We start from the raw sequence: 25,251 nt of genomic DNA on the forward strand, positions 1-25,251 counted from the left end.
GTCATGCTTCCCGCCTCGCTTGAGGCTCAGAAAAGATACAGGTCATGCGTGAATCTGTCAACACCTTCTGAAGATGCTGGCCTTGCGGCGTCAGCCGGGAGCCTCCAGGCCCGTGCGTGCTACGCTCCGCGCATGCAACTCAAGGTGGTGTTTTTCGCGCGCCTGAAGCGGGAAACGGGCGTGGAGCAGGGCACGGTGGACGTGCCGGACGGCAGCACGGTCCGCGCGGCCGCCGAACTGGTCGAGGCGCGCTACGGCGTGAGCCTGCGCGGCTGCATGGTCGCCATCAACGACACGTACGCCTCCCCCGATGACGTCCTGAAGGACGGCGACGAGGTCGCGTTCCTCCCCCCTGTCGCCGGAGGCAGCGACGAAACGGACGATCCGGGCACCCTCTGCGAGATGACGCCTGAACCGCTGAGCCTCGCGGCGGCCGACCTCTACCTGGTGAAACCGCAGTACGGGGCGCAGGCGTACTTCGTGGGCACCGTCCGCAGCCCCAACCAGGGCAAGGACGTGGAGTTCATCGAGTACGAGGGATACGACGCCCTGGCCCGCAAGGTGATGCACGGCGCCGCCGACGCCGCCCGCGAGAAGCACGGAGAGCTGCGCGTGTACATCCAGCACCGGGTGGGGCGCCTGCGGCCGGGCGAGGCGAGCATCCTGATCGGCGTGGCCAGCCCGCACCGCCGCGCCGCGCTGGAAGCCTGTGACGACATCATCGAGTACCTGAAGGTGCACGTCCCCGTCTGGAAGCACGAGGGCGACGAGGATGGGCAGCACTGGGTGCCGGGGCAGACCGGGCACGACACCCTGTAAGGGGGGCCTGATACGGATTCCGTCTGTTTCGTTCACAACCCGGAACTGCACCGGGTTGCCAACTCCACGCCCGGAACCCGTTTTTATCCTGCTCGCTCCGCTCGGGTTGAAAGTTTTTGCAGACCTTTCAACCGGAGTCCGTATGACTCAGCGGCGGCGCTGCGCCTGCTCGAACAGGAAGTACTCGCTGGGGCCGTGTTCGCGGGCGTGCGCCTCGAACGCCTGGTAGTACCGGGTGGCCAGCCCGACCATCAGCGCCACCGTGCCGCCCAGCGCCAGCAGTTGCGGCCAGCCGCCCGCCCCTGCCAGCAGCCCGTTGAACACCGCGTGCAGCACCACGCTGATCAGCAGGCCGCGCACCACCCAGCCGCGGCCCTGCTGCCAGTGCAGGCCCCCCAGCGCGTAACCCTGCGGCGCACTGAACAGCGCGTGCGCCAGCGTCGCCAGCACCGCGTGCCACGCGCCGGCGCCCGTACCGAAGCCCAGGGTGTACGTGACGTTCTCCATGAACGCGAAGCCCAGCGCGGCCGTCACGGCGTAGATCAGGCCGTCCATGGGTTCGTCGAAGGACAGTTCCGTGATGGCGGTCGTGGCGGCCACGAACTTGAATCCCTCCTCGATCAGGGCGTGCAGCAGCACCATCAGCGCCGCCACCAGCGGCAGCGGCGACACGTTCAGGTGCCCCAGGCTGGCCTCCAGCGCCGCCGCGATCACCCACGCGAGCATGCCCCAAGCGAACGTGCGGGCCAGCAGCCACAGCGGCTCCGGGTGCCGGTCGCGCCGCACGAAGAACCACAGCCACGCGAACGTCAACGTGACCGACAGCAGCAGCGCGAGGACCAGGGTCATACGGTCAGCGCAGCGCCAGTCCGGCCGCGCGGGCCTGCATGGGCGCGCTCGCCAGGTGCGTCAACGCCAGCGCCAGCGCATCCGCCGCGTGGTTGTTGAACAGTTCCCGGATGCCCAGGCTGGCCTTGACCATGTAGATCACCTGTTCCTTCTCGGCGCGGCCCGTGCCGACCAGGGACCGCTTGACCTGCATGGGACCGTAGTGGTGCACGGGCACGCCCGCCTGCGCGCAGGCCAGCTGCACCACGCCGAACGCCTGCCCGACCTTGAACGCCACGTCCGCCTGCTTGCGCAGGATCTGATCCTCGATCGCCACGGCGTCCGGGCGGTACTCGGCGATCAGGCGGGTGACCTCCTCGTGGATGTACTGGAGGCGGCGCGGCATGATCCAGGCGCTCTCGGTGGTCAGGCACACGTGGTACAGGTGGCGGGCCTTGCGCACGTCGCCCTCCACCAGCCCCAGGCCGAGATTCGCAAGTCCAGGGTCAATCCCGAGCACGATCATGCAGACTCCGGCCCGGCGATCTGTTCAAACCGCTGGGCCCGAGCGGATGCGAGAAGGAGGCGAGCGGGTTCCGGGCGTGGAGTGAGCACCCCGGTGTTGTTCCGGGGTGCTGACGGAACAGACGGAAGCCGTATCACGCCCGTAGGATACGCGCTCCGGATGCCCAGGAACGAAAAACCCCCGCCGGAGCGGGGGCGAGGAGCGAACGGGTGGGTTACAGGCGGCTCTTGGGGTCGAAGGCGTCGCGCAGGCCGTCACCCAGGAAGTTGAAGGCCAGCACGGTGATCAGGATCGCCAGGCCCGGGTACACCGCGATGAAGGGGTGTTCCAGCACGACCTCGTTCGCGTTCGAGAGCATGTTGCCCCAGGTGCTGACGGGCGGCTGGATGCCGAAGCCCAGGAAGGACAGGGCGGCCTCGCCGAGGATCGCGCCGCCGACGGCCAGGGTGCCGTTCACGATGATCACCGCGACGACGTTCGGGACGAGGTGGCGGAACATGATGCGGCTGCTGTTCGCGCCCAGGGCGCGGGCGGCGTCCACGTACTCCAGGTTCTTCAGTTTCAGGACCTCGCCGCGCACGAGGCGGGCGGTGCCCATCCAGCCGAAGAAGGTGAAGATCCCGACGATGATGAACACGCTGGAATTCGGGTTCTGCCGCAGCGCCGCGATGGCGGGGACGTCACTCACGGCGAACAGGCCGCTGATGGTCAGCTGCAGGGGCAGTTCGGGAATGGAGAGCATGATCTCGATGAAGCGGCTGATGGCGGTGTCCACCCAGCGGCCCAGAAAGCCCGCCAGGAGGCCCATCAGGGTGCCGAGGGCGACGCTGAACAGCGCGACGGTGAAGCCCACGATCAGGCTGACGCGGCTGCCATAGATGATGCGGGACAGCAGGTCGCGGCCCAGGCTGTCCTGACCGATGACGTGCTGCGCGCTGGGCGGCGCGTAGATGCCCGCGAGGTCCTGCTCGTTCGGGTCGTAGGGGGCGATCAGGGGCGCGAAGATCGCGATCAGGATCAGCGCGGCGATCACGACGAGGCTGATCATGGCGGCCTTGTGTTTGCGCAGGCGCCGCAGGGCGATCTGCATGGTCGAGCGGCTCTTGGCCGGGGCAGCGGTGGCGGGCAGGGTGGTCATCAGGAGTACCGGATCCGGGGGTCAATGACGGCGTAGGCGAGGTCGGTCAGCAGCTGGAACACGACGGTCAGGATGGCCAGCATCATCAGGCACACCATGACCACGTTGAAGTCCTTGCTGACCAGCGCGTCCAGAATGGCCTTGCCCATGCCGGGCCAGGAGAACACCGTCTCGGTGATGACGGCCCCGCCGAACAGGCCGGGGATGCTCAGGCCCAGCAGGGTCACGATGGGCGTCACGGCGTTGCGCAGCGCGTGCTTGTACAGCACCCGGCGGTCGGCGAGGCCCTTGGCGCGCGCGGTGCGCACGTAGTCCTGCGTGAGCGTCTCGAGCATGTTCGCGCGCATGAAGCGCAGCGTCACGGCGATCTCGCGCAGCATCAGGATCATCAGGGGCAGCAGCAGGTACTTCAGTTTGTCGGCGAAGACCGCCCACCATCCGGCTTCCGGCGGGACGTCGCCGCCCAGTCCGCCGGGCGGCAGGGACAGCGCCCCACCAGTGATCTGCGGCAGGTAGATGGCGAAGAAGTACAGGGCCAGGGCACCCACCCAGAACACCGGGGCGCTGACGGCCAGGAACGCGAAGAACGTCAGGATGTAATCCAGCGGCGAGTACTGCCGCACGGCGCTGAAGATGCCCAGCGGCACGGCAATGAGGGTGCTGATGATCAGGGCCGGGACGGTCAGCAGCAGCGTGTTGGGCAGGCGGCTCTGGAACACGAATTCCAGCGCGGGAATCCCGAAGTCCTGCGAGTACCCGAAGTTCCCGGTGATGGCCTGCTTGAGCCAGAAGAAGTACCGCGTGAACCACGGCTGGTCCAGGCCGTACGCGGCTTTCAGGCGGGCGATGTCATCTGGCGTGATGTTGCTGTTGCCGAATACCAGCTGATCGACCGGGTCGCCGGGTTGCAGGGCGGTCAGCGCGAAGATCAGCAGGCTGATCACCAGCAGCAGCGGGATCATCTGGATGACGCGGCGTAATGCGTAGGTTCCCATGTCGAACTCCTGCAAGGGGCAGGGGGAAGGCGGCGCTGGGCCGTCCCTCCCCCCTGCCCGTCACGCGCGCCCCGGGGGCAGCGCGCGGTGGGGCGGTTACTTCTGCTTGTACTCCTCGACGGCGCCCTTGCTGGCCCAGCCGATGTTCGCGGCGTTCCAGCTGGGGTACTGCGTGATGGCACTGAAGGTGTAGTTCACGAGGCCGGGGACCTTGGTGTACACGTTCACGCGGAAGTACAGGGGCAGGGCGGGCACCTCGGTGTTCCAGATGGCCTGCATGCGGTCGAACAGTTTGATGCGGTCGGCCTGGTTGAACTCGACCTTCGCCTGGTTGTACAGCTTGTCGTACTCGGTGTTCTTCCAGCCGGGGTTGTTCTGGCCGGAGTAGCCGTTGGCGGCGGTGGGAATGCCCTCGCTCTTCCAGAGGTTGCCTTCCTCGAACACGGGGTTGTTCGACCAGGCGTACATGGCCATGTCCCACTTGCCGCTCTCGCCCTTGCTCAGGAAGTCCGGCCCGAAGATGACGCTGGCGGGGTAGTTCTGGATGTTCACCTGCACGCCCACGGCCTTCCACTGCGCCTGGAGGATCTGCTGCACGCGTTCGCGGGTGCTGTTCCCGGCGGTGGTGGAGAAGTTCAGGGTGAGTTTCTTCCCGGCCTTCTGCAGGACGCCGTCGCTGCCGGGCGTCCAGCCGAGCGCGGCGAACAGCTGCCGGGCGCGGGCGACGTTCAGGTTGTAGTCGTTGACGTCCTTCTTGTACAGCTTGCTGACCGGGCCGATCCAGCTGTTGGACACGGCCTGCTTGCCCTGGAACAGCGCCTTGGTCAGCGCGTCTCGGTCGATGGCGTACAGCAGCGCCTGACGCATGCGGGGGTCGTCGAGGTCGAGGTCCTTGGCGCGCTGGCCGCGGGCGTTGATGTCGATGTGCTCCCAGACGGCGCCGGGCACGAAGTACGTCTTGTACTTGTTGCGTTCGTTGCGGGACAGGTCCACGCCCTGGTCGAAGGTGAGGCCCACGGCACTCACGGCGTCCAGCTGCCCGGACAGGATGTTGACCTTCAGGGTGTTGGTGTTCGGGATGAAGCGGTACGTGACGGTTTGCACGTAGTTCTCGGGGTTCTTCGGCTGGTTCCAGTACGCGGCGTTGCGGGTCATGGTCAGGCTGTTGCCGGTGCGCCACGCGGTGGGTTTGAACGGCCCGGCCACGACCTTGGGCAGGTTGCGGGCGGTGGTGAACGAGGAGATGAACTTCTTCCATTCCTCGTTGGTGACCTTGGCGTCCTTCTCGTTCTTCGTCTTGGCGTCGAAGGCGTTCCAGGCGGCGCTCATGATGTGGCTGGGTGCCAGGCCGGGGCTGACCTGATCCGCGAACAGGTAGGGCGGCTCGAAGGTGATCGTGAAGGTGTCGGCGTCGTTCACGGTGATCTTCGCGCGGTCCCAGGGGTCACGGTCGGGCACGGGCACGCGGTCGTCGTTCTCCAGTTTCAGCCAGAACTGGAAGTCCGCGACCTTGATGGGCGTGCCGTCACTCCACTTGGCGTCCTTGCGGATGGTGTACGTGACGCTGTTGCGGATCACGTCGCCCTTGCTGTCCTTGACGACCTTGTAGTCGCCGTTGCCGAGAGTGGGGACACGGGTGGCGATGTCGGCCTTGGTGGTGCCGTCGTCGTCCTGGTAGGTCAGGCCCGCACCCATGTAGCCGTTGATCTCGCTGGTGATGGCGAGGTTGTTGGTGTTCCAGGGGTCGTAGATGTTCGGCGGTTCCTGCGAGGTGCCGACGACCAGGCTGTTGTTGGCGGGCCCGGCGAGTGCCGCGCCGAGCAGGAATGCAGTAAGGGCAAGGGTCTTCTTCATGGAGCCTCCGTGTACTGACTGGGCAGGTCCTGCAGCCCGTGTTGTTGGTGATGCAGGCAGTATAAGGGTCACATGAAGAGAGTCAAGACCAGCGCGGGGTGACTCACACGACGTAATGGGGGATTGACACAGCAAAAAACCGGCCACCCCTGGGGTGACCGGCCTCTTCATCTTTCTGGCTGTTAGAGCAGTTCTCCGAATTACGGCATCAGGAAAAGAGCCTCCTGATGCCTCCATTCTCCGTCGTGCTCAGCAACATTCACTCGCTCCGCTCGGCCACAAAGACTGCATCTTTATGGCAAATGCTCTAGTGGCTGCCGCAGCCGCCCGCACCCTCGCCGTCGGGGGACTGGGCGCCGTCCGTGCGGAAGGAGGACCCGCAGCCGCACGCGGAGGTGGCGTTGGGGTTGTGGACGGTGAAGCCGCCGCCCATCATGTTCTCGACGAAGTCCACCTCACTGCCGCGCAGCAGGGGCAGGCTCATGCGGTCCACCAGCAGTTTCACGCCGCGGTCCACGACGATCAGGTCGCCTTCGAGTTCGCGGTCGTCGATGGCCATGCCGTACTGGTAACCGCTGCAACCGCCGCTCTTGATGAACACGCGCACCCCGGCGTTTTCCTTGCCGCTGTTGGCGAGGATACCGAGGGCCTTCTGGGCGCCGAATTCGCTGATGGTGATTTCAGGGGCGGGCACGCCGCCGGACGTCTCGTGGGTGGTGGTCGCGGTCATGAGTGAAGCGTACTACCATTCGGGAAAGAAAAAGGTGCCTGGAAAGCAAAGTGTCCAGCCCATCCCGGCGCAGGCGCGCGGGGCCCGGGCTTACATTCCTTGAGTGCCACACTGTTAAGATGGTGGGCATGACGAACCCCTACGCCGAGTGGTTCGAGCAGCTCCGCAGCGAATACGGGGAGCAGCTCCGCGCCATGCCGCTGCCCGACGGGCTCCCCGAACACCTGCGCAGCCTCATCGACCAGCATGACGAGGACGCCATCCAGTTCATGATCAAGCTCGCGTGGCAGTTCGGCGCGCAGGTCGGCTACGCCGCAGGCAGCCGTCAGGGCGACACGCCCGCCGCGAACATCCCCAGCACCCGCGTCCAGGCCTGAACGGGCCACCCCGGCGCCGCCTCCACTCCGGGGGCGGCGTTCCCTCTTGTGATCAGTGCAGCCCAGAGCGGGGGGTGCTCCAGCACCCGACCTGCGGCTGGGGGTCGGGCAGCACCCCACGAGCGATCAGTTCCTCCAGGACCACGCGGGCCAGGGTGGCCAACGCGTCTGGATCGGCGTCGCTGGGCACCTGACCGTCCAGACGCAGGTCACGCGCCGCCCGCGTCAGTCTCCGGGTCAGGTCATCCATGACGCGCAGTCAAGCACACGCGGGGCGCAAAGAAAAACCCCGGCGCGGTGGCCGGGGCTTCAGGGGTGGGGGATTCAGTCGTCCGCGTGGGCGTGTGCCAGCGAATCGCGTTCGTCCGCTTCACGCAGCGCGCGGATCATCCGCACGATGCCGATCGTCGCGAAGTAGCTGATCGCGGGCACCAGGAACGTCAGGATCCACAGGATCGTGTTGGCATTCTGGGTGGTGAGCAGGCCACCGGCGATCAGTTCGGGCTTGTAGCCCGCAACGGACATGACGATCATCATGGCCATGAAGGCCACACCGGCCGCCAGTCGAACGGGGTGGTTCGTCGGGTTCTCAGCGTAGTACTGGTTGTCCTTGCTGCGGTCCAGCATGGGCACGGCGAACATCGCGCCGATGACGATACCGGGGAAGACCATCGCGCCGACGAACTCGGCGTTGATCACGCCGCCCAGCACTTCCCATTCGAAACCGGGAATGATGGCCAGGGCACCGAAGACCCACAGCAGGTACCAGTCGGGCTTGATGTTGTCCACGCCGGACGCACTGGGCGGCCCGAAGTACTCGATGGGATGCACCGGGATGAACGCCGCGAACAGCACGACCAGACCGGTGAACAGCAGCGCCAGCAGCAGCATGATGGGGGTCTGCTGGGTCATGAGCGGCACGCCCACGATCTTCTTGTACGCCAGTCGCTTGGCGTACTGCGGCTGGGTGTGCTTCTGCTTGATCATGATCAGCATATGCGCGCCGGTCAGGGCCAGCAGGATGCCGGGCAGCAGCATGATGTGGTAGCCGTAGATGCGCGGAATGATGCCGTCACCGGGGAAGCGGCCCGCGAAGGCGGCCTGCGCCAGCCAGTCGCCCACCCAGGGCACGGACGCGGTGATCGCGTAGATGACCTTCACGGTGCTGTACGCGTAGTTGTCGTACGGCAGGATGTAGCCGGTCACGGCGGTCAGGCCCGCGAAGATCAGCAGCAGCATGCCGATCCACCAGTTGATTTCACGGGGTTTCTTGAACGCGCCCGTGAAGTAGATGCGCATCATGTGCAGCACGGCAGCCGCGATCATGATGTTCGCCATCCAGTGGTGGATGCGGCGCAGCATGTCCCCGAAGGGCATGGCGTTGATCTTCAGGGTCGAGTGGTACGCGGCGGGCAGCATGTTGGGCTTGTCGGCAGTGCCCGGATCGAAGGAGTTCAGGACCATGCTGTTGCTGGGTTCGTAAGCCAGCGCCAGCAGGATCCCGGTGATGATCAGCACGATCAGGCTGAACAGCGTGATCTCACCCAGGAAGAAGGAGTGGTGCACGGGGAAGGCCTTGCGCAGGAACTTGTCGTTCAGGCGCGAGAGGTGAAGGCGGTCGTCGAGCCACTGGTTCATGCGAGCAACTCCTCAGCCTGCTTCAGGTAGGCTTCCCACTCCTCGTCACTCTTGTACCCATATGGGGAGGTCAGGAACGAGGACGTCAGCACCAGCTGATCGCCCTGAGCCTTCACGCCCAGCTGGGGCATGGGCTTGTTGGGCGGTCCGCCCAGCACGCGGCAGCCTTCCTTGGGTTCGTACTGCCCGGAGTGGCAGGGGCAGTTCACGATGGCGCTGCCCTGCACGGACTTCGGGAAGCACCCGGCGTGCGTGCAGGTGTTCGAGTAGGCCACGATGCCGTTGTCAGTGTCCTCAATCTTCGTTGGTGCCTTGAGCTGCGCAGGATCGAACTTGTAGACCCCAATCTGGTTGTTGGGTTCCGCTGAACGGATGACTGGCGTGCCGTCCTTCGCTTTACCCATGGGGTACGCGACAATGGCGAGCTCAGTCAACTCGGACGGCTTAATCGGCTGACCGTATTTGGCTGGATCAGCGTGAACGAGCACGTCGCCCTTCAGGGGTGGGGCCTTCTCAGCGGTCAGGCGGAAGGCGGGCTTGGCGCTGCCGAGCGCACTCACGAGGCTCAGCACGCCGACGCCGGCGCCGGTGCCCATGGCCACGTTGATGAACTTGCGGCGCGTGATTTCAGGATCTTGTTTCTTGTACCGGGTCATGTCAAACCTCTCCTGATCACCAGGGGAATTCGCCGCTGGCGTCTTCGACGAGGACCTCGCCGTCCATGAAGAACTTCTTGTACAGCGCGATGCTGGCGGCCAGCATCAGCAGGATCATCGCGGCGTAGAAGCCCTCGGCGGTCACGTTGGGGGCTACGGGTTCCTTCGCGGCCCACCCGGCGAAGTCGGTGACCATCTGCCGGACGAACAGCACGCTGAACAGGACGGTCAGGCCCAGGGTCGTGAGGATGCCCAGGGTCGCCAGCGGCGTGGAGCGCACCTTGTGGATGCCGGGGTGGAGTTCCATGCCTTCCGCCCATACGCTGTACAGGCCGATCAGGCCGTAGGTGAGCAGCACCATGACGAACGTCGCCAGGAAGATCTCGGGCAGCTTGATGTCCTCGGGGACGAAGCGGCTGCGGTTCTTCAGAACGGCGGGGTCGATCTTGGTCTGCCCTTCGGCGACCGTGGCGGGCGTCAGGGGTTCCTCGATCTTGTTGCCCCAGGAGTTCAGGACGTAGTTCGCCACGGCGTACACCTGCGTCTCGGACAGCTGGGTCTGCGCGGGCATCCCGCCCTTGCCCTTAACGATGATGGTGTGCACGTAGACGGGATCCTTGAGGATCTTCTCGTTGCCGGCCAGTTTCGGGCCGATGCCGCCCTGACCTTCCGCGCCGTGGCAACCGGCGCAGCTGGCGAAGGCCTGCTTGCCGACCGTCGGCCATTCCTTGTTGATGGTCGCCACGACCGCCGGGTCCACCACCACAGGTTCCGGTGCCGTCTCCTTGTTGAACAGGAACAGCAGGATGATCCACATGATGGCCGCGCATACGATGGCGACCCAGGGCATGACAGCGTCGTTTCTTTCCACTTTCCCTCTCCCTAAGCGTGAAGTGGCCAGTCATTTCCCGCCGGCTCGCGGATGGAAACCCTGCTCTCAGGTGGCCTAATACGGGTCAGCATACCACGCGCCGAACATGCGCCCAGCCGCGCTTCTCAGGCTGCCCGCCAGACTTCGGCACCGTTTATTCTTGTCCTTACCGAGCGGTTAAATGTCCCCGCTGCTCACCGGAACCTCACCCAGTGCGGCCAGCAGAGGCCACAGCGCCCCGGCCAGCGCCGACACGTCCCGGTTCTCCGGATGCTCACGCGGGTCCACCCCCCCCTCCGACAGCAGCGCCACCAGCAGCGGGCGGGGCGTGAACAGCACCCCCACATCATGGTGCACGCCCAGCAGCTCGCCACTCTTGGTGCCACTGCGGTACAGCCGCTCGCCGTCCGGACCGCAGGGGACGTGCCGGGCGATCAGGTCGCGATACTGCTGCCGCCCCAGGATGTCCAGCGCCAGCGCCGTGTGCGCCCCGTCCAGCAGTTCCCCGGCGACCAGGGCGCGCAGCAGCGCCGTCTGGTCCCGCGCGGTGGTCGCGTTGCGCTCGCCGCGCCGCTGCGCCTCGTTGCGCTGCTCGGGAGGCAGCTGCAATTTCCCGACCAGCCGCGTCCCGGTCAGGCCCTGGGCCACCAGCCACGCGTTCACGTCCTCCACGCCCAGCCGCCCGATCACGAGATTCGTCGCGGTGTTGTCACTCACAACGATCATCAGGGTCAGCAAGTCCCGCCACGACAGGGACAGCCCACCGTCCAGTTCGTGGAGGACACCCGCGCCCGGCACTCGGTCCCCGGCCTGCATGACCACCCGGCCCGAGAGGTCCAGCCGTCCCGCCTGCGCCTCCTGCAGGGCGAGCACCAGCAGCGGCACCTTGATGGTGCTGGCCGCCGGAAACACCCGGTCGGCGTTCCAGGCGACCAGTTCCGCGCCATCCAGCGCCGTGACCCGCAGCCCCACCACACCCCCGAACCCAGCGCCCGTCAGAGCAGCGTGAAAGGTCGCCAGCCTCTCCCCTCCCCCGCCGGTCACTCCGGCAGGTCCAGCCCGGCCAGCGCCGCGAACGGATGCGCCGTCCCCACCGGCCGCAACGTGCAGAAGGGCGGCCCGCCATCCGGCTCGACGCGGTGCTCGCAGGTGGGGCATTCCGGGAACGCCTGCTCGGTGTAGGCCAGATCCGCCTCGGCACTCGGCAGGCTCCACTCGCGGCCACACCCGGCACGGAACGTCACGGGCTTCAAGGAAGCCCCCGGCCCAACCCGGCGGTTCTTACTCAAGGTTCGCGATGCCCTCGCGGATCGCGTACAGCGCCGCCTGCGTGCGGTTGTTCAGCTGCAGCTTCGTGAAAATCTCCGACAGGCGGTTGCGGACCGTCTTTTCACTGATATCCAGCCGCAACGCGATGTCCTGATTCGAGAACCCCTGCGCCAGCAGCTTCAAGATCATCGTCTCGCGCTCGTTCAGGTCCGCGTGCTTCTCGCTGGGCAGCTCCTCGCGCTTGTCGCGGAAGTCATCCAGCACGTTCTGCGCCATCTCCGGGTCCAGGAGCGCCTCACCGGCCGCCACGCGGCGGATCACGTCCAGCAGCGTCGCCGCGTCCGCGTCCTTCAGGACGTACCCGCGCGCCCCGGCCTTCACCGCCTCGAACACGTACCGGTCCTGACGGTACATCGTGATCATGATCACGCGGGCATTCGGGTCGATCTCCAGGATGCTCTGCGTGGCCTTCACGCCGTCCAGGTCCGGCATCTGGATGTCCATCAGGATCACGTCCGGATGCGTGTCCGCCGCGTACCGGATCGCCTCGCGGCCATTGGCGGCCTCGCCGATCACGCGCATCCCCTCGGACTCCAGCAGGCTGCGCAGCCCCTGACGGAACAGCGCGTGGTCATCAACGAGCAAGACGCGAATCATGCCCCCAGTCTAGGCCAGCCGCGCCCCCCACACCGGGAGGAAAGCCCCCATCCCCCCGCATGAGATTTGTCAGGTCAGCCCTGTACACTGCGAGGCGTGATCACCTGGTTCGATGCGCTGCTCGTGACCCTCTGGGCCGCCGTGACCGCCCTGGGCGCCCGGCGCGGCCTGAGCGGACTCGCCTGGGGCCTGGGCGGCGTCGCCGCCTGCTTCCTGGCCAACTCACTGAGCGGCAACGCCCTGATCGCCCTGATCATCAGCGTCCTGCTGGGCGTCGGGGCCGGTATCGCCATCACTCAACGCATTCAGAACCCGCTGGATCAACCCTGGCACCTGGGGGTCGGCGCGCTCGGCGGCTTCGCATTCGGCGGCGTGCTGATCGCCACCCTCGCCCTGAACTTCCCGCTGGACCTGCGCGTGGACGCCAAAGGCTCCCGCGGCGTGTACCCCTCCGAGAGCCTGCCGCCCGCCCTGTACACCGCCGTGCGCGGCAGCGCCCTTCAGAACGGCCTGCGCGGCGTGTGGGCCAGCAACTCCGCCCTGAAAACCCTGGTGATCCCCGACCAGACCCGCTGAACGCAACCTGAAACGCACGGGCTCCTCGCACAGCGGCTTTCAGGGGCACTGACAGCAGTGCCCAGTTCCAGCCTGGGGCCAACACCACACCTTTCAATTCCACCTCCAACCGCTGTTGTTGTCAGGTGGATGAGGTCGTGAGGGTAGCCCTCGTGACCTCTCCACTCTGCTATGAGGCCACCACGCACCCCCACCGAAACGAGCGGGGCGATAGGGGGCAGCCTCAGCCGGACTGCCCCCCGCCCCGAAAGTGCCTGGGGTCACTCGACCTGCACCGACGGCGTCTCGGCATGTGGCGCGTCGGCCCGCTGGCTCAGGACGGTCGCCACCACCACCAGCGCCCCACCCAGCGCACCCCGCCATCCCACCTGCTCGCCAATCATCACGAAACTGAACGCCGTGGCCGTCACGGGCTCCAGCGCGTAGATCAGGCTCGCCTCGGCCGCGCTCACGCTCCGCTGACCGATCGTCTGCAGCAGCGTCGTCGCCGCCGTGGCCGCCACCCCGAGGTACAGCAGCGGCCCCCACGCCGCCGCCGGGGGCAGGGCCACGGGACCGCTCAGCAGCATCCACACCAGCGCCAGGACCGTCACGCTCAGGACCTGCGCGGCCGTGAACGGCAACGCCGCGTGCCGGTCCGCCATGCGTTCCAGCGTCACGATGAAGCCCGCGTACGTCACGGCGCACGCCAGCGCCCACGCGTCCCCCCCCACCAGCGCCCCGCCCTCCCACGACAGCAGCGCCAGGCCCGCCACCGCCAGCGGCAGCGCCCCCCACAGCATGGGCGGCATGCGGCGACGCTGCGCGACGACCAGCCACAGCGGCACCAGCACCACACTCAGCGCCGTGAAGAACGCCGCGCGGTTCGCGGACGTGGACTGCAGCGCAATCGTCTGCGTGCCGTACCCCGCGATCAACCACGCGCCCAGCAGAAAACCGTCCCGCCACAGCTCCCTCTGCCGCCACCCGTCCGGCCGACGCGCCGCGCCGTCACCCGCAGGCCGCAGTCGGCGCGTCCACACCACCAGGGGCAGCAGCGCCACTGACGCGATCAGGAACCGCCAGAAGATCAGATCCGCCGCGGGCAGCAGCTGCCCCAGCGTCTTGACCACCGCGAACGTACTGCCCCACAGGCAGGTCACCACGATCAGCAGGAGCACACCACGAGTACGGGCAGACATGCCCGCGATTCTAGAGCGGAGCCCTTCGGGCCACCCGCCGCTGCCCACGGCCGCCCGGTCGGCCCTCCAGCCCGCACCGCGATCCCCCCGGACCCGGTATTGCAGAGGGATCGTGCTGGTTCAGTCGGTCAGCGGATCACGGTGCGGAAACACGCACTGCCCTGCTCTCCGACGGCCAGTGAACCCAGCGTCACCCGCAAGGTGCCCTGCCCGTACTGTCCCGCGGTGGTGCTCAGACTACCGGCATCGGTGTCCGCCGCGCTGCTCGTCAGGTACGTCGTCGCACTGCGCGTCAACTTCACGCCACTGCCGGGGACGGCGGTCGGTTCCTGGTCGTATCCGTTCGTCTGCGCGGCGGTGTTCCCCGGTACGTCATCCGTCAGCAGGAAGTTCGGCAGGGCCACCCCACCGATGTTCTGGAAGGCGATGCAGTACTCCAGAACGTCACCGGGTAGGCCCCCAACAGCCGTCCCAACCGCTGACTTCTGGGTCACGTTCTGCACCGATTTGGTCAGCTTCGCCGCGATCATCTGTGTGGTCACTGCGTCGGTATTGTTGCTGGTGTTGGGCTCTGCGGTCATGGTGCTGACCGTGGCGGTGTTGGTCAGATTCCGCGCTGCCGCCGTGCTGACCAGTGTGGTCTCGTTGGGGGCACTGGCCGTCACGGTGATCGTCCGCGTGTCACTGACCGCCAGGGTACCGAGCGTCCACGTCAGCGTCTGACCACTGACTGTGGCCGCGGGACTGCTACTGACGTACGTGAGTCCCACCGGAAGCGCATCGGTGACGGACACGGCGGTTGCTCCTCTGGGTCCGCTGTTGGTGACGGTCAGGGTATACACGATGGCATCGCCGCTTTTTGCGAAGGCGGCGCCCGCCTTGTCAATGCTGAGGTCAGTCACGTCAGGGAGCGTGACGGGCGTCGCGGAGGGGGTATCACTGTTGGCCGTGGTGGGGACCGCGCTGCTGTTGGTGGAGGTGTCCGTGGCGAGCAGGTCGACCGGTGGAACCGGCGTTCCACTGACGAAGGTGTGCCCGGCATTGGCCGTACCGGCCGTGCTGGCGTACACCGTGTTGTTCTGCTGGGCGGTACTGGCAGGCACGCTGGCCGTGTCGGGGTAGGCAACCCGGACGGTGAAGGTCACGGTGGCGCTGGCTCCCGGCGCCAGTGAGCCGGAGCCGTTGAACAGGGCGAAATTGGATGTGCCGTCGAACGCTGACTGCGCCGTGAGCGTTCCGCTGGTCACGGTCGGCCCGGCCACAAGGCTCAGGGCAGGGGTGCCCGCGCTGAAGGTGGCCCTGAGGTTCTCCGTGACCTGCACATTCGGGTTGGTGACCGGGCCCGTGTTCTTGACCGTGACGGTGTAGGGCACGTCGAAGGTTCTGGTACTGATCGCCGTGACAGTCCCTGCGGATTTCACCACGTCCATCCGGTTGTCCGGAAAGACGCACGACGCTCCATCGGACTGACTGGCCTGAATGGCTGTCGCCAAGGCAGTGAAGGTCCCGTTGCTGGTGTTGATCAGACCGTAGGTTCCCCCGTTCTGGTAGGCGTACAGGGCGCCGCTGACGTCGAAGAAGGCACTGCCTATGGCGTTGGTGGCGTTCACGGCGGCGAAGCTTCCCAGGGTGGTGGTTTGACCGTTCGCTACGTTGATCTTCAGGGCACCACCCGGCGACAGGACGCCATACAGGAAACCATCCACCGGGTTGAAGGCCAGGTCAAAGATCGCAGTTGACTGAGTGAGCGTCAGCGGGGCCATCATGTTGGCTGCACCGCCCACACTGGTGGGCAGCTGAATGCGGTACAGCGCTGTCTCTGCCCCTTGCTTGTGGATGTACATCACGCCGGCAGCGTCCACGGTCGCGGCCGCGATGTTGCCGCCGGCAGGCAAGGTGGTCGAGTAGAATTCGACCGCACCGTTGCGGCCCAGACGGTATAGCCGGTAGGGGGCGCCAGAGGTAAATGGAGTAATGTTCAGGGCATAGAAGTAGCCGTCCGCATCATTGAATCCCAGCGCATTCAGGGGAGTGCCGAATCCAGTCGTCCACTGGGAGGTCCCTCCGGACGACAGGTTGCGCCGGTCCAGCAGGTACAGGTTGGAGGTGGTTCCGCTGGCGTCCACCCGCAGCTGGTAGAAGCGGGCGTCGCAACTGTAGGGCGTTCCAGCCGAAGTGACGGCGCTCGTGTCCGTGGCGGAGTTGTTGCCTGCATCCAAATCCGTGTGGGAATTTGGGGCCGTGACTGTCGCCGTGTTGGACAGCGTGCCGCTGGCGGAGGCCGACACGGTGCCCTGAACGGTGTACGTGGCGGTGCCTCCGGCGGTCAGGGTGGAGGTGGTGGTGATGTTGTTGCCACTGCCCGAAGCAGCGGCGCAACTGCTCCCGCTGGAGGCCGCGCAGGTCCAGGTCACGCCCGTGATCGTGGCGGGAACGACATCGGTCAGGACAGCCCCGGGGACCGTGTTCTGCCCGGCATTCGTCACCGTGATCGTGTAGGCGATGGGCCCGCCGGCGTAGGCCGTGGCGGAGTTATCGGTCTTGGTGATCTTCAGGTCCGTGGGTTGCGTGATGCTGACGTTGCGAATCTCGTGAAAGTTGGTCAGGCCGCCCGTGGACGCACCGAACCCCAGCTTCAGGGTGCTGGGCGCCGCGTACGCGTACGCGTAATTGTTGATGATGGTGGTCGGTGCATTCTGGCCGTTCGTGATCTGCACCGTGGTGCTGCGGTTGGGCTGGATGATCAGGCGGGCGTGCCGGAAATTAGAGCCAGTCTGCAACGGCCGAGTCGTGGTACCGGTGATGTCCAGCGTGAATGGAACCGCGGCGCCGGTCACGTACTGGTAATCGGTGGTCGCGGCGCCGTTGCCTGGTCCGCGGATAGCGACGGCGTCCTGGACGAAGCCGGGCCCCAGGGAGCGGCCTTCGGTCGGGTTTGAGTAGTTGCCGTACTCGTCGATGCCAATGCCGATAAATCCGTTGGCCACTCCGGGAATGTCGCTGGGTACGGCGCCGGACGCTGCGGTCTTCTGCGCGTACCCGAGCGAACCGCCGAACGCCCCGATGCGTGGCGTGATGGTCGCGCCGTCGAACAGGAAGAAGCTGATGCCGTCTGCACCGCTGCCACCCCAGGACGCGAAGTCGAAATCCACCACGACACCCTGGGTGGCCGAAAACGCATTGTTCAGCAGGGCGTACCCGGTCTGGTTGTTGCCGTTGGTGGTCAGGCGGAGCCAGCCGTCGCCGCTGGCGTCGGCGCCACCACTTGTCAGGGTGGCGTTACCGCCCAACGTCCAGCCGGGCGCGGTGTTGGTCTTGAAGTTCTGCTGAACCGGAAAAGTGACCTGCGCCCCTGCCACACTGACGCCCAGCGCAGTCAGGGCCGTCAGCAGTCGGGGCAGGGAACGGGCTGAGCGGGATCGGGGTGAACTCATGGGCGGCCTCGCTTGGTGTGTGAAGGGCTGGGCTTGACATTTCATGGTGGCGGGCGCGGTCTTGCGCGGGCCTTACAGGGCGGTGGGACATCCGCCTGTGGACGTGCGAAAACGGGAGAGTGCGGCTCAGGCTGAGCCGACTCTCCCGTGGAGGGCGCCTCACTTGCCCAGGGTCTCGTCGAGGGTCAGGTCGAGTCGGATGTAGGCGCCCCGGCGGGTGTCGGGTCCGCCCAGGCCGGTGAAGCCCTGGGGGTTGTACCCGGCGGTGATCCAAGTGCCGGGCAGGGCGCGGTAGCTGGCTTCCAGGCCGTAGCCGAGCTGGGTGGTCTGGCTGCCGGGCTGGGTGATGACGCGGCCCCAGGCGCCGACGCTGACGCGGTCGGTGACGTAGTAGGTGCCGTTCAGGCCGAGTTGCGCGGTGAAGCTGCCGGTGTCGTTCAGGAGGGTGCGGGTGTCGAGGGCGGCGCGGACGGCCCAGGTGGGCTGTCGGTATTCGGCGGCGAGGTTGCTGCTCAGTTCGGGTTGGTTGCCGGCGAGGGTGCCGTTGACGTAGCGGACGCTGCCCAGGGCGTTGACGGTGCGGTTGCGGTAGGCGAAGCCCAGCGCGGCGCGCTGGCCGTTCTTGCCGGCGCCGAATTCGACGAGGCCGTCGGCGGTCAGGGTGAGGTGGTCGCTGAGGCTGCCGCTGATGCCGCCGCGCAGGACGACGCCGAATCCCTTGTTGGTGTAGGTGAGGTCGGCGCCGGTGGTGGCGCTGAGGGTCTGGGTTTTGTAGTTCAGGTCGAGGCCGGCGCCGAGTTCGGGGGTGCGGGTCTGGAGGTCGTAGGTGGCGCTGGCGCGGACGCCGGCGGTGAGCTGGGTGGTGAGGGGGACGGTGGTGGTGACGCCGAAACGGGCGCGGTTGCCCTGGCCGCTGGCGGTGGGCAGGTCGTAGGCGACCTGGTAGTTGGCGCTGCCGACGCGGGTGTCGAGGGTGAGGGTGGCGCGCTGGCCGGTTTTCCAGTTGATCTCGTCGGTCAGGCCGAGGGTGATGGCGTCGGTGACGGCGTAGCGGGTGCTGATGGTGGTGATGGGGTCGAGGTTCCCTCCGGCGCTGCCGGTGAGGGGTTGGGTGTGGGTGAGGTCCACGTCGAAGGGGGCCTTGTGGTACCCGGCGCTGAGGACGGCGCCGAGGCCGTACTGGTCGCCGTAGGCGTATTTCAGGCCGGCGCCGACGCTGAAGGGGGCGGCGCGGTAGTCGGCGCGGGCGGTGACGCTGCCGCCCTGCGTGTCGGTGGGGGCGGTGCCCAGGGTGTTGTGGTAGTCGGCCTGGACGCTGTTGCTGAGCTGGGTGGTGTGCTGGGTGCTGAGGGTGGCGCTGGCGGTCAGGCCGGGGGTGATGGGCGCCAGGCCCTGGTAGTGGCCGTCCTGGTAGCGGACGCGGGCCTGGATGGCGCTGCTGCCGAGTTTGGTGCTGAAGTCGGCGCTGGCCTGCAGGCCGCCGGCGTAGGCGAGGAGGCCGTCGGTGCGGGTGGTGCCGTTGTCGTAGGTGGCGCGGGCGCCAGTGGTGACGGTGCCGTCCAGGCTGACGGCGGCCACGCCGACGCTGACCTGTTCGGTCTGGTATTTGACCTGGGCGCCGTAGGCGAGGGTGCGCTGCGCGAGGGGGTTGTTGAGGCGGTAGGTGGCCTGCACGCGGATGTCGTTGCCTGCGGGGTCGAGGTCGTCGAGGGCGCGGGCGAGGGTGATGATGCCGGTGCGGTGGTCGAGGATGTAGTCGACGTTGCGCTGCAGGGTGACCTGACGCAGGACCTTTCCGGTGTCGCGTTCCAGGGTGGTGACGATCAGGGTGTCGCTGCCGGGGGCGATGTCGCCGCGGGTGAGGCGCAGCAGACGGGTGCGTTCGGGGGTCAGGGTGTCCTGGGCGCGGTCTTCGGGGACGAGGGCGACGAAGCCGCTGACCTGGGGGGTGCTCTTGCTGGTGACGGTCAGTGCGGTGAGCTGCTCGCCGACGGGCAGGACGTCGATGGGGAGGCTGCTGGTGCGGTACTCGGCGCGGAAGCTGGGGTGGTCGTAGCGGATGGCGACCGGGTCGATGCCCTGCAGGGGGGTGGTCTGGGTGCTGGCGTCTCCGAAGGTGGAGAAGCGGCGCAGGGTGTCCTGCTCGGTGGGCAGGCCGTTTCTGTCGGCCGCGACGTACAGTTTGCCGCCGGCCAGGGGGCCTTCGTAGGTGGCGCGGGCCTGCCAGGTCAGGTCGTCGGCAACGTTCAGCTGTCCGTCGAGGGCCAGGGTGGCGCTGAGCAGGCCCACGCCGACGCGGCTGCTACCGGGGGTCACGTCGAAGGTGTAGGGCCTGACGTCCTGTCCCTGGATGATCTGAAGTTTCAGGGTGGTAGGCGTGGACTGGGGCTGCAGGGTCAGTTCGCCTTCGCCGTTCTGCAGGGGCAGGGTGTAGGTGCCGGTGGCGCTGTTGGCACCGCCCTGGATGGGGTCGATGGTGCTGCGGAGGGTGACGCTGTCCTGGGTGGTCAGGTTGCCGCTGGCGTCGAGCGTGCGGACCTTCAGGCGCAGGGGGCTGGCGCCGTCGGCGGTCAGGTTGATGGGCGTGATCTCGATGCGGGTGGTCGCGCCGACGAGGTGCACGGTGACGGTGTCGGGGCCGAGGTGCAGGGTGTTCGCGCCGGGTTTCAGGGGCACGCCGATGAAGGTCAGGCGGCGGATGCCCTGGCCGGGGTCGGTGGTGGTCTCGCCGATGCGGTCCTCGCCGACGGGCTGTCCGTTCACCAGCAGGTTCACGGGACCGTCGAGTGGGACTTCCACGGTGACGTTGATGCGGTCGCGGATGCGGATCAGGGTGCCCTGCAGGGGGAATTTGATGGCGCCGGCGTTTTCGGTCGGGGCGGCCTGGTCACTGGTCAGGGTGCGGGCGGCGTTCAGGTCCGCGTCGTTCAGGCGGCCCTGCAGAACCTCACTGCGGTCGCCGGTGAAGCGCGCCAGCAGGGCCGGGGCGGGCAGTTCGGCCAGCGGGCCGCTGTGGGTCAGGTCGTAGGTGACGGTGCCGCGCAGGGCCGCGCCGGTCAGGCGGGCGGGGCCGGGCAGGGTCCAGTACAGGGTGCCGCTGGCGCCCCGGCGGGGGTCGGGCAGGGGCGCGCCGTTCAGGCGGGCGCTGCCGGGCACGTACTCGGCGCCGGTGGGCGGGGTGTGCGCGATGACGATCTCGCTGGCCTGACCGGGCGCGTCGAAGGGCAGCGAGACGTTGCTGCTGCGCTGCTGCTGCGGGGGGGTGGCGGGGGTGGGGGCCTGGGCGGTCAGCGTGCCGGCGCTGCTCTGCGGGGCTTCGCAGCCCTGCGCCTGCAGCTGGGCGGTCGCGGTCAGCGGGCCGGGGGTCTGGACGGTCGCGCGGTAGCTGAGGGTGCGGGTCTCGCCGGGCGCGAGGGTGCCGCTGAGGTGGGTGGGGTCGGTGACCTGCAGGCCGGCGGGGACCTGTTCGGTCAGGTCGAAGTCCTGCGCGTCGGGGCCGGTGTTCGTGACGCGCAGAGCGACCGTGACGGTCTCGCCGAGTGTGGCGCTGCCGGGCATGTCGCGCTGCAGGTGCAGCGTGGTCCGTTCGGGCCGGACGTTGACCTGCACCTGCCGTTCCATGTCCCAGGGGGCCAGGCGCGCGGTGAAGGTCAGCGGGCCGGGTTGCGTGGCCGTGGTGGTGAGGGTTAGTTCGCCGGGCGTGGCGGCGCTGAGCGTGCCGGTCAGGTCGAGCGGATCGGTCTGGTTCGCGCCGCTGAGCGTGAGGTTCAGGGGCAGCTCGCCGGTGAAGGCGGTGCTGGCCTGGGCGCGCAGGGTGACGGTGTCGCCCTGGCAGACGTCCAGCTTGTCGGCGCTCAGGGTCAGGTCCACGCTGGGCCGGACCTGCACGACGGCGTCGGCGCGGCCCAGGGCGGGCACCGTGACGGGACCGCTGACGCTGACCTGCGCGCCGGGGACGGGGGCGGCCGTCACGGTGTACGTGCCCGGCGCGACCCGCTGGTCCAGTTGCCCGTCGACGTCCAGCGGGGTGGGTCCGGCCGTGACCTGCGCGCGGGTGGGGCGGCGTTCGCCCGGCAGGACCAGTTCGGCGCGGACGCCCAGCGTGCCGGTCTGGTCGACGCGGGCCACCGTGATAGGGGACGGCGCGCCGTCGCGCAGCAGGCTGAAGCCGACCGTGTTGCTGAACTGCCGCGCGGTGGCCGGCTGGCGCAGTTCGACCGTGTAGCGGCCGGGGCGGGCGGGCAGGGGCAGATCGGTGGCCTGCAGGTCGGCGCTGACGGTCAGGGGGTACAGGTTGCCTTCGGCGTCGCGCAGGCGGGCTTCGAGTTCCTTGGGGCCGTCGCCGTCGTACAGGCGCAGCATGTGGGCGTGGCCGTCGGTGTGGACGTTCACGGCCGCCACCCAGTCGCGGGAGTGCACGTTCACGCTCAGCTGATCGGCGTTCACTTCAGCACTGACGCCCGCCAGGCGGATGGCGAAGGTGTTCTTGCCGTTGCCGCTGGTGGCGGCGCGCAGGCGGTAGCGTCCGGCGGGCAGGTCCTGGTTGAGCAGGGTGGCCCAGTCGTGGTCACCGGGCGTGAAGGTGCGGGTCAGCAGGGTGCTGCCGTCCTCGCGCAGCACGCTGAAGGTGGTGGTCACGGGGCTGCGGCCGGCGTCGTACTGCTCGTCTCCGTAGTAGGTGTCGGCGCGGTAGTCGGCGGGGTCCAGGCGGGGGCTGTACAGTTCCAACCGGACGGGACCGGCCAGAGGGACGTCCAGGAGCAGGTCCTGGTCCCCGACCGTCCACATCAGCCGGTCCCCGACGGAGGTCAGGGGCAGGCTGGTGCTGATGTCCTGCGCGCCCGCCGGGACGCTCGCGGCCAGCAGGGCCGAGAGGGTCGTGGCGAAACGCTTGAAGTCCGGTTGCACGTGTCAGTACCTCCAGCTCAGATCTGGGTCGGTGGTGGCGGCGCGTGGCTCGCCCGTCCAGTCGAAGCGGTAGGTGAGGTTCAGTTCACCTGCCTCCACGGTACCGAAGTGAATATTTCTACCTTCTTTCAGGATGGCGCCGGCCGGCAGGGGATCGGTGAGGTTCACGTCCTCCAGGCGGCGCGGTGTGGTCAGCCGCAGCGTCACCACGTACCCGCCGTCTGCGGCGTACACGGCTTTTTCAAGTGTCACGTCGCCCATGGTCAGAGTGGTGCGGCGCAGCGCGTCCACCTGCCCGCCCAGCGGCGCGAGTGGGAAGTCCACGCTGGTCAGGCCGCGCACGAACACGGTCCGGGTGCCGCTCAGCCCGCCGTCCTGGGGGGTGTTCAGGGGCGGGTAGGGGGTGGTGTTGGGGTCGAGGCGCAGCGCCTGGCTGCCCAGCGCCACGTTCGGGAGCGAGTACCGGCCGCGCGCGTCGGTCAGCGCCTCGCGGCCTCCGGCCAGCAGGATGCGGGCGCGGGCGAGCGGCAGGTCCAGCAGCGGGTCGTACAGGCCGTTGCGGTTGCGGTCCACGAAGACCGTCCCGACGATGTCGGCCAGCGGCGCGAACTTCAACGGGTTGAGTTTCGTGGTGGCGGTCGCGACGTTACTGGCGATGGCCTGCGCGCGCCCGCCGGCGCCCTGGCCGGTCACGACGGCCGTGTTCACCAGTTCGCCACTGGCGGCCGGGGTCACGCGGGTCTGGTAGCCGATGCTGACGTTGCCGCCCGCGGGGATCGCGGCGACCGTCCACTGCAGGGTGCCGTCCACAATGGTGGGGTCGGGGATGGGCTGGCCGTCCAGGGTGCTGGTGCCGGGCACGTACTCCAGACCGGTGGCGGGCGTGTCGGATATCACGGCGTCGTCGATGCTGGTCGTGGCGGACTCGTTGGTGATGGTCAGGGTGTACGTGAGCTTGTCGCCGTACGTGGCTTCGGTCGCGCTGACCACCTTGCGGATCAGCAGGCGGGCACTCCAGACGGGGGTCTGCACCTCGTTGCTGGCCATGGCCAGCGGCAGTTCCGTGCTGGCCATGCTGAAGGTGTTCAGCAGCGCCTCGCCGTCCAGGGCGCGGGTGGAGACCCGGGTGGTGACCGTCACGGCGCGGCTCTCTCCGGCGGCGAGGGTACCGACGGTCCACTGCACGGTCTGCGCGCCGGGCTGCCCGCCGATCACGCCGCCGCCACTGGCCTGCACGGCGTCCACATGCGCCGGAATCGGGTCGGTCAGGACGACGTTCGTGAGGGGCTGACTGAACGGGTTACGGACCGTCAGGGTGTACGTGATCTGATCGCCGACGGCCACCGTGCCGCCCACCGGGATGGGCTGCCCCGACGCGCCGCTGACCGCCGCGTACGTCTTGCGCAGGTCCGGCAGGCCGCTCTGCACGTCCCCGACCAGGTCGCGCGTGGCGTTCGTGGTGCCGCGCTCTCCGGCAATGGTGACCAGGGCGCTCAGTCCGCCGGGCTGCGCGTCGTAGCACACGCGGACGAACGCCGTCTGCCCGGGCCGGAGCGCCAGGGGCTGCACGAGCGGCTGCCCGTTCTCTCCGAACAGGGTGGCGGCCGCCTCTCCCTGCGGGTACGTGACCGTGACCCGGTACGAGTCCTGCACGTCCCCGGTGTTCTTCGCCGTGTGGTCGAAGCACACGAGCTGCCCGGTCACGGCGAAGGGCCGGCTCTGCGTGTCGGCGGCCGTACCTTCTGCCGCTTCCGGCTGCCCGACCGGGCCGATCGCCACGCCCGGCTGGTAGCGGACGTCCGCGGTGGCGCGGCCGCTGCTCTGATCCTGCCCGGTCTGGGCGGTGGCGGTGTTCTCGACCTGCTGGCCCTCGGCGGCCGCGCTCGCCAGCATCCGGAAGGTCAGCGTCACCTCGGCGCCCGGCGCCAGCGCTGGCACGCGGACCCGCACGCCGCGCACGGGCGTCACCTCGGCGGAGGTCCACGTGCGGCCGTCCTGGGTGTACTCCAGGGTGCCGGCACTGGCCTGGGCGCTGCCCGGCACGAAGGTCAGGCCACGCGCCACCTGCTCGGCCAGCAGGTCGGTCAGGATCACCTCGCGGCTTTCACCCTGACCGGAGTTGCGGGTGGTGACGGTCACGGTCGTCTCGGTCCCCGGGCGAACCACCGCCGGACTGAACGTCTTCTGCACGTTCAGCGCGGGCGGCGGCCCGACCCGCAGCACGCTCACGTTGTCCACGTCCGGTGACCCGCCGCCCGCGCACGAGGCGGTCAGGTTCACGAACGCGTTCCCGGCCGCTCCGGCCTGCGCGACCAGCAGCACCTGGGTCTGCGCGTCCGGATCCAGGGTCACGTTGGTCACGTCAGGTTCCTGTGGGTCGGGCTGCCCGTTGCCGTTCAGGTCGTGGATCACCTGCACGCTGGGCGTCACGGTACTCTCGGCCTCGGTGCGGGCCATCAGCGGCAGGGTGAAGCGGCTGTTGCCGGTGTTCACGACCGAGTATGTGAACACCGCCCGTTCGCCCGGCAGCACGGCGGCGCTTTGACCGGGCTGGATCACCGTTCCGTTCGGCGTGACGCTGACCGAGCAGACTGCCTGCACGACCGTCTGCACCTCGTTGGACCGGACCTGCACTGGGGTGACCCCGTCAGGCGGGATGAATTCCGCCTGCGCCTGGTTCAGGATCACGGTCCCGGCGGGCGTCAACGCCTGCGCGGCAGACGCGAGTAGCAGGGCGGTCAGGGCCAGTGACGTGGACAGGTTCACGGTGAGCTCCTCGGTGGGCGCACCAGCA

Annotated in this window: 20 protein-coding genes; 3 read left to right on the forward strand and 17 right to left on the reverse strand. The window is 68.0% G+C overall.

Annotation, left to right across the window (positions count from 1 at the left end; all coding sequences use genetic code 11):
• The first annotated feature begins 132 nt into the window (after positions 1 to 132).
• Entirely contained in the window at positions 133 to 819 is a 687-nt protein-coding gene (gene moaD / locus IEY69_RS15400) for a molybdopterin converting factor subunit 1 (protein ID WP_189074039.1), read from the forward strand.
• 147 nt (positions 820 to 966) lie between these two features.
• On the opposite strand, the gene IEY69_RS15405 is transcribed toward moaD, so the two are convergent.
• From IEY69_RS15405 to IEY69_RS15430, 6 genes are all read right to left on the reverse strand, one after another.
• Entirely contained in the window at positions 967 to 1,668 is a 702-nt protein-coding gene (locus IEY69_RS15405) for a PrsW family intramembrane metalloprotease (protein ID WP_189074040.1), read from the reverse strand.
• A 4-nt stretch (positions 1,669 to 1,672) separates the two neighbouring features.
• Positions 1,673 to 2,173 carry a crossover junction endodeoxyribonuclease RuvC gene (gene ruvC / locus IEY69_RS15410; RefSeq protein WP_058978195.1) on the reverse strand — a complete coding sequence of 167 codons (501 nt, stop codon included), beginning with the start codon at positions 2,171 to 2,173 and terminating at the stop codon, positions 1,673 to 1,675.
• Between the two features lie 214 nt (positions 2,174 to 2,387).
• Positions 2,388 to 3,311 carry an ABC transporter permease gene (locus tag IEY69_RS15415; protein WP_189074041.1) on the reverse strand — a complete coding sequence of 308 codons (924 nt, stop codon included), beginning with the start codon at positions 3,309 to 3,311 and terminating at the stop codon, positions 2,388 to 2,390.
• Complete coding sequence (locus tag IEY69_RS15420) at positions 3,311 to 4,306, reverse strand: ABC transporter permease (protein ID WP_189074042.1); 996 nt, start codon at positions 4,304 to 4,306, stop codon at positions 3,311 to 3,313. Before IEY69_RS15420 ends, IEY69_RS15415 begins: the two co-directional genes overlap by 1 nt.
• A 96-nt stretch (positions 4,307 to 4,402) precedes the next feature.
• Positions 4,403 to 6,160, reverse strand: coding sequence for a peptide ABC transporter substrate-binding protein (locus IEY69_RS15425; RefSeq protein ID WP_189074043.1), 1,758 nt, complete (start codon positions 6,158 to 6,160; stop codon positions 4,403 to 4,405).
• Positions 6,161 to 6,467: 307 nt separating this feature from the next.
• Positions 6,468 to 6,890, reverse strand: a complete 423-nt coding sequence (locus IEY69_RS15430) for a HesB/IscA family protein (protein ID WP_189074044.1) — start codon at positions 6,888 to 6,890, stop codon at positions 6,468 to 6,470.
• Positions 6,891 to 7,018: 128 nt separating this feature from the next.
• Here IEY69_RS15430 and IEY69_RS15435 point away from each other — a divergent pair, with 128 nt between their 5' ends.
• Positions 7,019 to 7,267: a DdrH gene (locus tag IEY69_RS15435; RefSeq protein ID WP_189074045.1), complete on the forward strand. Its 249-nt coding sequence runs from the start codon at positions 7,019 to 7,021 to the stop codon at positions 7,265 to 7,267.
• A 52-nt stretch (positions 7,268 to 7,319) separates the two neighbouring features.
• Here the strand turns inward: IEY69_RS15435 and IEY69_RS15440 are convergent, their stop codons facing one another.
• The 7 genes from IEY69_RS15440 to IEY69_RS15470 form a co-directional block, all read right to left on the reverse strand.
• Complete coding sequence (locus IEY69_RS15440) at positions 7,320 to 7,517, reverse strand: hypothetical protein (protein WP_189074046.1); 198 nt, start codon at positions 7,515 to 7,517, stop codon at positions 7,320 to 7,322.
• Positions 7,518 to 7,591: 74 nt separating this feature from the next.
• A complete protein-coding gene (locus IEY69_RS15445) occupies positions 7,592 to 8,905 on the reverse strand; it encodes a cytochrome b (RefSeq protein ID WP_189074047.1) in 1,314 nt (437 codons plus the stop codon).
• Positions 8,902 to 9,561, reverse strand: coding sequence for a QcrA and Rieske domain-containing protein (locus tag IEY69_RS15450; RefSeq protein ID WP_189059018.1), 660 nt, complete (start codon positions 9,559 to 9,561; stop codon positions 8,902 to 8,904). Before IEY69_RS15450 ends, IEY69_RS15445 begins: the two co-directional genes overlap by 4 nt.
• A gap of 16 nt (positions 9,562 to 9,577) precedes the next feature.
• Entirely contained in the window at positions 9,578 to 10,411 is an 834-nt protein-coding gene (locus IEY69_RS15455; protein ID WP_229784025.1) for a c-type cytochrome, read from the reverse strand.
• Between the two features lie 198 nt (positions 10,412 to 10,609).
• Positions 10,610 to 11,476 carry a serine hydrolase gene (locus tag IEY69_RS15460; protein ID WP_505705610.1) on the reverse strand — a complete coding sequence of 289 codons (867 nt, stop codon included), beginning with the start codon at positions 11,474 to 11,476 and terminating at the stop codon, positions 10,610 to 10,612.
• Positions 11,473 to 11,676, reverse strand: a complete 204-nt coding sequence (locus IEY69_RS15465; RefSeq protein WP_371810056.1) for a hypothetical protein — start codon at positions 11,674 to 11,676, stop codon at positions 11,473 to 11,475. The genes IEY69_RS15460 and IEY69_RS15465 overlap by 4 nt, the downstream gene beginning before the upstream one ends.
• Positions 11,677 to 11,713: 37 nt before the next feature.
• Positions 11,714 to 12,358, reverse strand: a complete 645-nt coding sequence (locus IEY69_RS15470) for a response regulator (protein WP_046844034.1) — start codon at positions 12,356 to 12,358, stop codon at positions 11,714 to 11,716.
• Between the two features lie 96 nt (positions 12,359 to 12,454).
• On the opposite strand from IEY69_RS15470, the gene IEY69_RS15475 reads away from it, so the two are divergent.
• Positions 12,455 to 12,934, forward strand: a complete 480-nt coding sequence (locus IEY69_RS15475) for a hypothetical protein (protein WP_229784028.1) — start codon at positions 12,455 to 12,457, stop codon at positions 12,932 to 12,934.
• A gap of 260 nt (positions 12,935 to 13,194) precedes the next feature.
• On the opposite strand, the gene IEY69_RS15480 is transcribed toward IEY69_RS15475, so the two are convergent.
• From IEY69_RS15480 to IEY69_RS15495, 4 genes are all read right to left on the reverse strand, one after another.
• On the reverse strand, positions 13,195 to 14,115 hold the full coding sequence (locus IEY69_RS15480; protein WP_189074051.1) for a DMT family transporter: 921 nt from the start codon (positions 14,113 to 14,115) through the stop codon (positions 13,195 to 13,197).
• A gap of 128 nt (positions 14,116 to 14,243) precedes the next feature.
• Positions 14,244 to 17,549: a DUF6923 family protein gene (locus IEY69_RS15485; RefSeq protein WP_189074052.1), complete on the reverse strand. Its 3,306-nt coding sequence runs from the start codon at positions 17,547 to 17,549 to the stop codon at positions 14,244 to 14,246.
• A 159-nt stretch (positions 17,550 to 17,708) separates the two neighbouring features.
• Positions 17,709 to 22,457 carry a DUF11 domain-containing protein gene (locus IEY69_RS21985; RefSeq protein ID WP_189074053.1) on the reverse strand — a complete coding sequence of 1,583 codons (4,749 nt, stop codon included), beginning with the start codon at positions 22,455 to 22,457 and terminating at the stop codon, positions 17,709 to 17,711.
• Between the two features lie 3 nt (positions 22,458 to 22,460).
• Positions 22,461 to 25,223 (reverse strand): DUF11 domain-containing protein, encoded by a 2,763-nt coding sequence (locus IEY69_RS15495; RefSeq protein WP_229784029.1) that lies wholly within the window; start codon positions 25,221 to 25,223, stop codon positions 22,461 to 22,463.
• Between the last annotated feature and the right edge of the window lie 28 nt (positions 25,224 to 25,251).

Source organism: Deinococcus sedimenti (assembly GCF_014648135.1).
GTDB classification, from domain to species: Bacteria; Deinococcota; Deinococci; order Deinococcales; family Deinococcaceae; genus Deinococcus; species Deinococcus sedimenti.

What these genes read in the sequence shown, in the direction of transcription:
- moaD (WP_189074039.1), top strand. Translation starts at nt 133, where the DNA reads ATGCAACTCAAGGTGGTGTTTTTCGCGCGCCTGAAGCGGGAAACGGGC.
- IEY69_RS15405 (WP_189074040.1), bottom strand. Translation starts at nt 1,668, where the DNA reads ATGACCCTGGTCCTCGCGCTGCTGCTGTCGGTCACGTTGACGTTCGCG.
- ruvC (WP_058978195.1), bottom strand. Translation starts at nt 2,173, where the DNA reads ATGATCGTGCTCGGGATTGACCCTGGACTTGCGAATCTCGGCCTGGGG.
- IEY69_RS15415 (WP_189074041.1), bottom strand. Translation starts at nt 3,311, where the DNA reads ATGACCACCCTGCCCGCCACCGCTGCCCCGGCCAAGAGCCGCTCGACC.
- IEY69_RS15420 (WP_189074042.1), bottom strand. Translation starts at nt 4,306, where the DNA reads ATGGGAACCTACGCATTACGCCGCGTCATCCAGATGATCCCGCTGCTG.
- IEY69_RS15425 (WP_189074043.1), bottom strand. Translation starts at nt 6,160, where the DNA reads ATGAAGAAGACCCTTGCCCTTACTGCATTCCTGCTCGGCGCGGCACTC.
- IEY69_RS15430 (WP_189074044.1), bottom strand. Translation starts at nt 6,890, where the DNA reads ATGACCGCGACCACCACCCACGAGACGTCCGGCGGCGTGCCCGCCCCT.
- IEY69_RS15435 (WP_189074045.1), top strand. Translation starts at nt 7,019, where the DNA reads ATGACGAACCCCTACGCCGAGTGGTTCGAGCAGCTCCGCAGCGAATAC.
- IEY69_RS15440 (WP_189074046.1), bottom strand. Translation starts at nt 7,517, where the DNA reads ATGGATGACCTGACCCGGAGACTGACGCGGGCGGCGCGTGACCTGCGT.
- IEY69_RS15445 (WP_189074047.1), bottom strand. Translation starts at nt 8,905, where the DNA reads ATGAACCAGTGGCTCGACGACCGCCTTCACCTCTCGCGCCTGAACGAC.
- IEY69_RS15450 (WP_189059018.1), bottom strand. Translation starts at nt 9,561, where the DNA reads ATGACCCGGTACAAGAAACAAGATCCTGAAATCACGCGCCGCAAGTTC.
- IEY69_RS15455 (WP_229784025.1), bottom strand. Translation starts at nt 10,411, where the DNA reads ATGCCCTGGGTCGCCATCGTATGCGCGGCCATCATGTGGATCATCCTG.
- IEY69_RS15470 (WP_046844034.1), bottom strand. Translation starts at nt 12,358, where the DNA reads ATGATTCGCGTCTTGCTCGTTGATGACCACGCGCTGTTCCGTCAGGGG.
- IEY69_RS15480 (WP_189074051.1), bottom strand. Translation starts at nt 14,115, where the DNA reads ATGTCTGCCCGTACTCGTGGTGTGCTCCTGCTGATCGTGGTGACCTGC.
- IEY69_RS15485 (WP_189074052.1), bottom strand. Translation starts at nt 17,549, where the DNA reads ATGAGTTCACCCCGATCCCGCTCAGCCCGTTCCCTGCCCCGACTGCTG.